The following is a 6,460-nucleotide window of genomic DNA, read 5'->3' on the forward strand; positions in this document are numbered from 1 at the left end:
ACCGCGCCGCCCGCCGACCCCCGCGCCCTTCGCGCCCCGCGACGCCGGGCAACGTTTCACCGAACGCCCCTCGCGACGCGGGCGCCGCAGCAGGAACTCCCGCCCACAACAGACAAACGCGCCCCAAGCCGACCTCCCGCGGCCTGCCCCCGACGGGAGCGCTCACGTACCGTTGACGCATGACGAGCATCGGTGGTGCTGCATCTTCCGGGATGGTCGACTGGAATCTCGCGGTCGCGACCGCGACCCGCCTGGTACGGCCGGGCCCCGAGGTGAGCCGCGACGAGGCCCGCGCCGTCGTCGCGGAACTGCGCCGGCATGCCAAGGCCTCGGAGGAACACGTCCGGGGCTTCACTCGTCTGGGCACCGAGGAGACCCACGAGACCCCCGTGCTCGTGGTCGACCGGCCGGGCTGGGTCCGGGCGAACGTCGCCGGGTTCCGGGAGATCCTCAGGCCGCTGCTGGAGAAGATGCAGGAGCGGCGCGGCAACTCCCCGGGGGGCGCGGTCCTCGGCACCGTCGGCGGCAAGGTCACCGGCGTCGAGCTGGGGATGCTGCTGTCCTTCCTCGCCTCCCGCGTCCTCGGCCAGTACGAGACCTTCGCTCCGCCCACCCGCGACCTCCCGGCCGGTGCGAACGGCGGCGGCCGGCTGCTGCTGGTCGCCCCGAACATCGTCCACGTCGAACGCGAACTCGACGTGGAGCCACACGACTTCCGCCTGTGGGTGTGCCTGCACGAGGAGACGCACCGCACGCAGTTCACCGCGGTGCCCTGGCTGCGCGACCACCTGGAGGGCGAAATCCAGTCTTTCTTGGCGGAGACCGACGTCGACCCCATGACCGTCCTGGAGCGCGTCCGGGACGCCGCCCAGTCGCTCGCCGGCGGCCGCCCCGAGGGCGAGGAGGAGGAAGGCGGGCGCTCCCTCGTCGAGCTGGTGCAGACCCCCGCGCAGCGGGAGATCCTCGGCCGCCTCACCGCCGTGATGTCCCTCCTGGAGGGCCACGCCGACTACGTGATGGACGGGGTGGGCCCGGACGTCGTACCGACCGTCTCGGAGATCCGCGAGAAGTTCCAGCAGCGCCGCGCCAGGGGCGCCTCCCGTCTGGACATGGCCCTGCGCAAACTGCTGGGCCTGGACGCCAAGCTGCGTCAGTACCGGGACGGCGAGCGCTTCGTCCGCGCGGTGGTCGACCAGGTCGGGATGGACGGCTTCAACCGGGCGTGGACCTCGCCCAACACCCTTCCCACCAAGGCCGAGATCGCCAAACCGGCGGACTGGATCGCACGGGTGCACCGGAAGGCGGAGTCGTGAACCTCGCGGACAAGTCGTGAAACGAATCCGGCCGACGGCAGGCGAACGCCACTCCAATCACCCGTCCGAGGGACCGTGAGGCATGGGTAGGCGTGCAATGCTCGGGGAACGGCCCGTTTCTGTCACCATCTACACACTCTGAGTGACCGACCTCGGGCTCACCCCCCGAAAACTTCGTGAAGGGAACCGGACATGGGTCCCCATCCTGCGGTCGCGGCGATACGCCTGGCGGTACGCCGCGTCCTCCACGACATCCTCACCGAACAGACCGCACCCCCGGCCGCCGGCGCCGAGTCCGCCGCGTCCCGCGCGCCCGCGGTGCCCCTCGCGGCTGCCGCATCACCGTCGTCCCCCGCGCGGGACCGGATGCCGCAGCAGCAGACCGGCGCCGAGCCGCCCCCGCACGGGCACCCGCCGGTCCCGGCCCCGCTCAGGCGCACACCGGCCCCGTACGGGCGCACGCCCGCACCGCTCGTGCTCGTGGCCTGCTCCGGCGGCGCGGACTCCATGGCGCTCGCCTCCGCCCTCGCCTTCGAGGCGCCCAAACTCGGCATCCGCGCGGGCGGCATCACCGTCGACCACGGCCTGCAGCCCGGCTCCGACCTGCGCGCCGAGGAGGTCGCCCAGCGGCTGCGCGAACTCGGCCTGGACCCGGTCGAGTCCGTACCCGTGACCGTGGGCCGCGACGGCGGGCCGGAGGCCGCCGCCCGCGCCGCCCGCTACGCCGCCCTCGACGCCGCCGCCGAACGCCACGGCGCCGCCGCGATCCTGCTCGGCCACACCCGTGACGACCAGGCCGAAACCGTCCTGCTCGGCCTCGCCCGCGGCTCCGGCATCCGCTCCCTGTCGGGAATGGCCGCGGTCTCGGGGGCCGGCGGCCGTTACCGCCGCCCCTTCCTGCACATCGACCGGCAGACCGCCCGCAAGGCCTGCATGGTGCAGTCCCTGCCCGTTTGGGACGATCCTCACAACGCCGACCCCGCCTACACCCGCTCCCGGCTCCGCCACGAGGGCCTGCCCGCCCTGGAGAAGGCCCTCGGCAAGGGGGTCGTCGAGGCTCTCGCCCGCACCGCCCAGCTCTCCCGCGACGACGCCGACGCCCTCGACGCCTGGGCCAGCCAGGCCGAGGCCTCGGTACGCGACGCCGCGGGCCGCCTGGAGTGCGCCAAGCTGTACGCCCTGCCCCCCGCCGTGCGCCGCCGCATCCTGCGCCGCGCCGCCATCGAGGCCGGCGCACCGGCCGGATCCCTCTTCGCCCGCCACATCGAGGAAGTCGACCGGCTGATCACCGGTTGGCGAGGCCAGGGAGCCATCAATCTCCCGGGCAAAGTCGTCGCCCAGCGCCAGGGTGGCAGACTGGTGATTCGGCAAGGCTGAATCCCTCCCGCTCCGGGAGGCGGCCGGTCTCCTCCCGGCGGAGGTGCCGGGCGGGCGGTCTCCCCTCGGGGAGCGGCCGGGCGAGCCATAGGTGCGGGACGACCGAAAGTGATGCGGGTGGACGCGAAAGACATGGGTGCCGACCTCAAGCAGGTACTCATCGGCAAGGAAGAGATCGACGCCAAGCTGGCCGAGCTGGCCGCGAAGATCGACGCGGAGTACACGGGCAAGGACCTGCTGATCGTCGGCGTCCTCAAGGGCGCGGTGATGGTCATGGCGGACCTCGCCCGGGCGCTGTCCACCCCCGTCACCATGGACTGGATGGCCGTGTCCTCCTACGGCGCGGGCACCCAGTCCTCGGGCGTCGTGCGGATCCTCAAGGACCTCGACGCCGACATCAAGGGCAAGCACGTCCTGATCGTCGAGGACATCATCGACTCCGGGCTGACCCTGTCCTGGCTGATCAACAACCTCGGCTCCCGCGAGCCCGCCTCGCTGAAGGTGTGCACGCTGCTGCGCAAGCCGGACGCCGCCAAGGTCGCCATCGACGTGGAGTGGGTCGGCTTCGACATCCCCAACGAGTTCGTCGTCGGCTACGGACTCGACTACGCGGAGAAGTACCGAAACCTGCCGTTCGTCGGTACGCTCGCGCCTCACGTCTACGGCGGCTGACCCCGAGGGGCCAAGCGCCGTACGGTGATCGGGAACCCCAGCGGGCCTCGCGCCGTTGGAGCATGCAGACGGTAACGCCAGTCCTCCCGTGCGGCTTCGCGCGACAATGCTGGGGTACCGTCAGAAGAACTGTCTTTATCAGACTCACTATGGCAGGAGGGACGGGGCGGCACCGCTCCGTATGGATGGACGTGAAGCGATACTTCCGTGGGCCGGTCATGTGGATCGTGCTGGCCGTCCTTGCCGTGGTCGTGTTGATGCAGGTCGTCGGCTCGTCCGGCGGCTACAAGACGGTGGACACCGGCCAGGTCGTTGCAGCGATCAATGACAACAGGGTCCAATCGGCCAAGCTGACGACGGGCGACGAGCAGACCGTCAAGGTCCAGCTCAAGAACGGCGAGAAGGTCGACGGCAGCTCGAAGATCCAGGCGAGCTACATCGGCGACCAGGGCGTGACCATCGCCAACACGCTGCAGACCAAGTACCAGGACAAGCAGATCCCGGACGGCTATACGGTCTCGCCGTCCAAGCAGAACCCCTTCGTCGGCGTCCTGCTCTCCTTGCTGCCCTTCGTCCTCATCGTGGTCGTCTTCCTGTTCCTGATGAACCAGATGCAGGGCGGCGGCTCCCGGGTGATGAACTTCGGGAAGTCCAAGGCCAAGCTCATCACCAAGGACACCCCCAAGACGACGTTCTCCGACGTCGCAGGCGCCGACGAGGCGGTCGAGGAGCTCCACGAGATCAAGGAGTTCCTCCAGGAGCCGGCGAAGTTCCAGGCGGTCGGCGCCAAGATCCCCAAGGGCGTGCTGCTCTACGGTCCTCCCGGCACCGGCAAGACCCTGCTCGCGCGTGCCGTCGCGGGCGAGGCGGGCGTCCCGTTCTACTCGATCTCGGGTTCCGACTTCGTCGAGATGTTCGTCGGTGTCGGTGCCTCCCGGGTCCGTGACCTGTTCGAGCAGGCCAAGGCGAACGCCCCGGCCATCGTCTTCGTCGACGAGATCGACGCGGTCGGCCGCCACCGCGGCGCGGGCCTCGGCGGTGGTCACGACGAGCGCGAGCAGACCCTGAACCAGCTGCTCGTCGAGATGGACGGCTTCGACGTCAAGGGCGGTGTGATCCTCATCGCCGCCACGAACCGCCCCGACATCCTCGACCCGGCCCTCCTGCGCCCCGGCCGTTTCGACCGTCAGATCGCGGTCGACCGCCCGGACATGCAGGGCCGTCTGGAGATCCTCAAGGTCCACCAGAAGGGCAAGCCGGTCGCTCCGGACGTCGACCTGGCGGCCGTCGCCCGGCGCACCCCGGGCTTCACCGGCGCCGACCTGTCGAACGTGCTGAACGAAGCGGCGCTGCTCACCGCGCGCAGCGACCGCAAGCTGATCGACAACCAGATGCTGGACGAGGCGATCGACCGTGTGGTCGCGGGCCCGCAGAAGCGGACCCGGATCATGTCGGACAAGGAGAAGAAGATCACCGCGTACCACGAGGGCGGTCACGCCCTGGTCGCGGCGGCCTCGCCGAACTCCGACCCGGTCCACAAGATCACCATCCTGTCCCGGGGCCGCGCCCTCGGTTACACGATGGTCCTGCCGGACGAGGACAAGTACTCGACCACGCGCAACGAGATGCTGGACCAGCTGGCCTACATGCTGGGCGGCCGCGCGGCCGAGGAGCTCGTCTTCCACGACCCCACCACGGGCGCCGCGAACGACATCGAGAAGGCCACCGCCACCGCCCGCGCGATGGTCACGCAGTACGGCATGACCGAGCGTCTGGGCGCCATCAAGTTCGGCGGCGACAACACCGAGCCGTTCCTCGGACGTGAGATGGCTCACCAGCGCGACTACTCGGAAGAGGTCGCCGCGCTGGTGGACGAGGAAGTCAAGAAGCTCATCGAGAACGCGCACAACGAGGCCTGGGAGATCCTGGTCGAGAACCGCGACGTCCTCGACAACCTCGTCCTGGCCCTGCTGGAGAAGGAGACGCTGGGCAAGGAGGAGATCGCCGAGATCTTCGCCCCGATCGTCAAGCGTCCGCCGCGGCCGGCGTGGACCGGCTCCTCCCGGCGCACCCCGTCCACCCGGCCGCCGGTGCTCTCCCCGAAGGAGCTCGCCCTGACCAACGGTGCCAACGGCGCCACGGCGGCGATCAGCACCGTGAAGTCCACGGCGGCCGAGCAGGCCCCGGCTACGGAGCAGGCTCCGGAGGACCGCCCGGAGAGCTGACCGAGCGCACCACTTTCGCCCCGGTGGCCCCACCGGGCCCGGAATGGATGCCGCGCCCCCCAGGTTCTAGCCTTGGGGGCGCGGCATTTCGTATGTCCGCAGATGAGACGCGTGGCCCACACGCGTGACACGCACAGGAACGAGGCACCATGATCGACCCCGTGACGCTGGACGGCGAGGGCTCCATCGGCGAGTTCGACGAGAAGCGAGCCGAGAACGCCGTACGCGAACTCCTGATCGCGGTCGGAGAGGACCCGGACCGCGAGGGTCTGCGCGAGACTCCGGCCCGGGTGGCGCGTGCGTACCGGGAGATATTCGCGGGGCTGTGGCAGAAGCCCGAGGACGTACTGACGACGACGTTCGACCTGGGCCACGACGAGATGGTGCTCGTGAAGGACATCGAAGTCCTGAGCTCCTGCGAGCACCACCTGGTACCGTTCGTCGGATTTGCCCATGTCGGCTACATTCCGTCTTCCGACGGCAAGATCACGGGCCTGTCGAAGCTGGCCCGGCTTGTGGATGTGTACGCCCGTCGCCCGCAGGTGCAAGAACGACTCACCACGCAGATCGCCGACTCCCTGATGAAGATCCTGGAGCCGCGCGGCGTGATCGTGGTCGTCGAGTGTGAACACATGTGCATGACGATGCGCGGAGTGCGGAAGCCGGGCGCGAAGACCATCACGTCGGCGGTACGCGGACAGTTGAGGGATCCCGCCACCCGCAATGAGGCCATGAGCCTCATCATGGCGCGCTGACGACCAGCCCCGTCAGGACGAGCCCCGTCAGGACGAGCCCCGTCAGGACGAGCCCCGTCAGGACGAGCCCCGTCAGGACGAGCCCCGTCAGGACGAGCCCCGTCAGGACGAGCCCCCG

5 protein-coding genes are annotated in these 6,460 nt (G+C 69.9%); all 5 read left to right on the plus strand.

Features of this window, described 5'->3' with window-relative positions; all coding sequences use genetic code 11:
* Positions 1-179 precede the first annotated feature (179 nt).
* The 5 genes from AB0A61_RS02390 to folE all read left to right on the plus strand — a co-directional run bounded on the left by AB0A61_RS02390 (position 180) and on the right by folE (position 6,342).
* Positions 180-1,313, plus strand: coding sequence for a zinc-dependent metalloprotease (locus tag AB0A61_RS02390; RefSeq protein ID WP_361284760.1), 1,134 nt, complete (start codon positions 180-182; stop codon positions 1,311-1,313).
* A 192-nt stretch (positions 1,314-1,505) separates the two neighbouring features.
* On the plus strand, positions 1,506-2,690 hold the full coding sequence (gene tilS, locus AB0A61_RS02395; RefSeq protein WP_361284763.1) for a tRNA lysidine(34) synthetase TilS: 1,185 nt from the start codon (positions 1,506-1,508) through the stop codon (positions 2,688-2,690).
* A 111-nt stretch (positions 2,691-2,801) separates the two neighbouring features.
* On the plus strand, positions 2,802-3,362 hold the full coding sequence (hpt, locus tag AB0A61_RS02400; RefSeq protein ID WP_361284766.1) for a hypoxanthine phosphoribosyltransferase: 561 nt from the start codon (positions 2,802-2,804) through the stop codon (positions 3,360-3,362).
* 185 nt (positions 3,363-3,547) lie between these two features.
* Complete coding sequence (ftsH, locus tag AB0A61_RS02405) at positions 3,548-5,587, plus strand: ATP-dependent zinc metalloprotease FtsH (RefSeq protein ID WP_361284769.1); 2,040 nt, start codon at positions 3,548-3,550, stop codon at positions 5,585-5,587.
* 149 nt (positions 5,588-5,736) lie between these two features.
* Positions 5,737-6,342 carry a GTP cyclohydrolase I FolE gene (gene folE, locus AB0A61_RS02410; protein WP_361284772.1) on the plus strand — a complete coding sequence of 202 codons (606 nt, stop codon included), beginning with the start codon at positions 5,737-5,739 and terminating at the stop codon, positions 6,340-6,342.
* Positions 6,343-6,460: the final 118 nt, after the last annotated feature.

Source organism: Streptomyces sp. NPDC046197 (assembly GCF_040646295.1).
Taxonomy (GTDB): domain Bacteria; phylum Actinomycetota; class Actinomycetes; order Streptomycetales; family Streptomycetaceae; genus Streptomyces.

Coding starts and splice junctions, on each gene's coding strand:
- AB0A61_RS02390 (WP_361284760.1), top strand. CDS start 180: ATGACGAGCATCGGTGGTGCTGCATCTTCCGGGATGGTCGACTGGAAT.
- tilS (WP_361284763.1), top strand. CDS start 1,506: ATGGGTCCCCATCCTGCGGTCGCGGCGATACGCCTGGCGGTACGCCGC.
- hpt (WP_361284766.1), top strand. CDS start 2,802: ATGCGGGTGGACGCGAAAGACATGGGTGCCGACCTCAAGCAGGTACTC.
- ftsH (WP_361284769.1), top strand. CDS start 3,548: ATGGACGTGAAGCGATACTTCCGTGGGCCGGTCATGTGGATCGTGCTG.
- folE (WP_361284772.1), top strand. CDS start 5,737: ATGATCGACCCCGTGACGCTGGACGGCGAGGGCTCCATCGGCGAGTTC.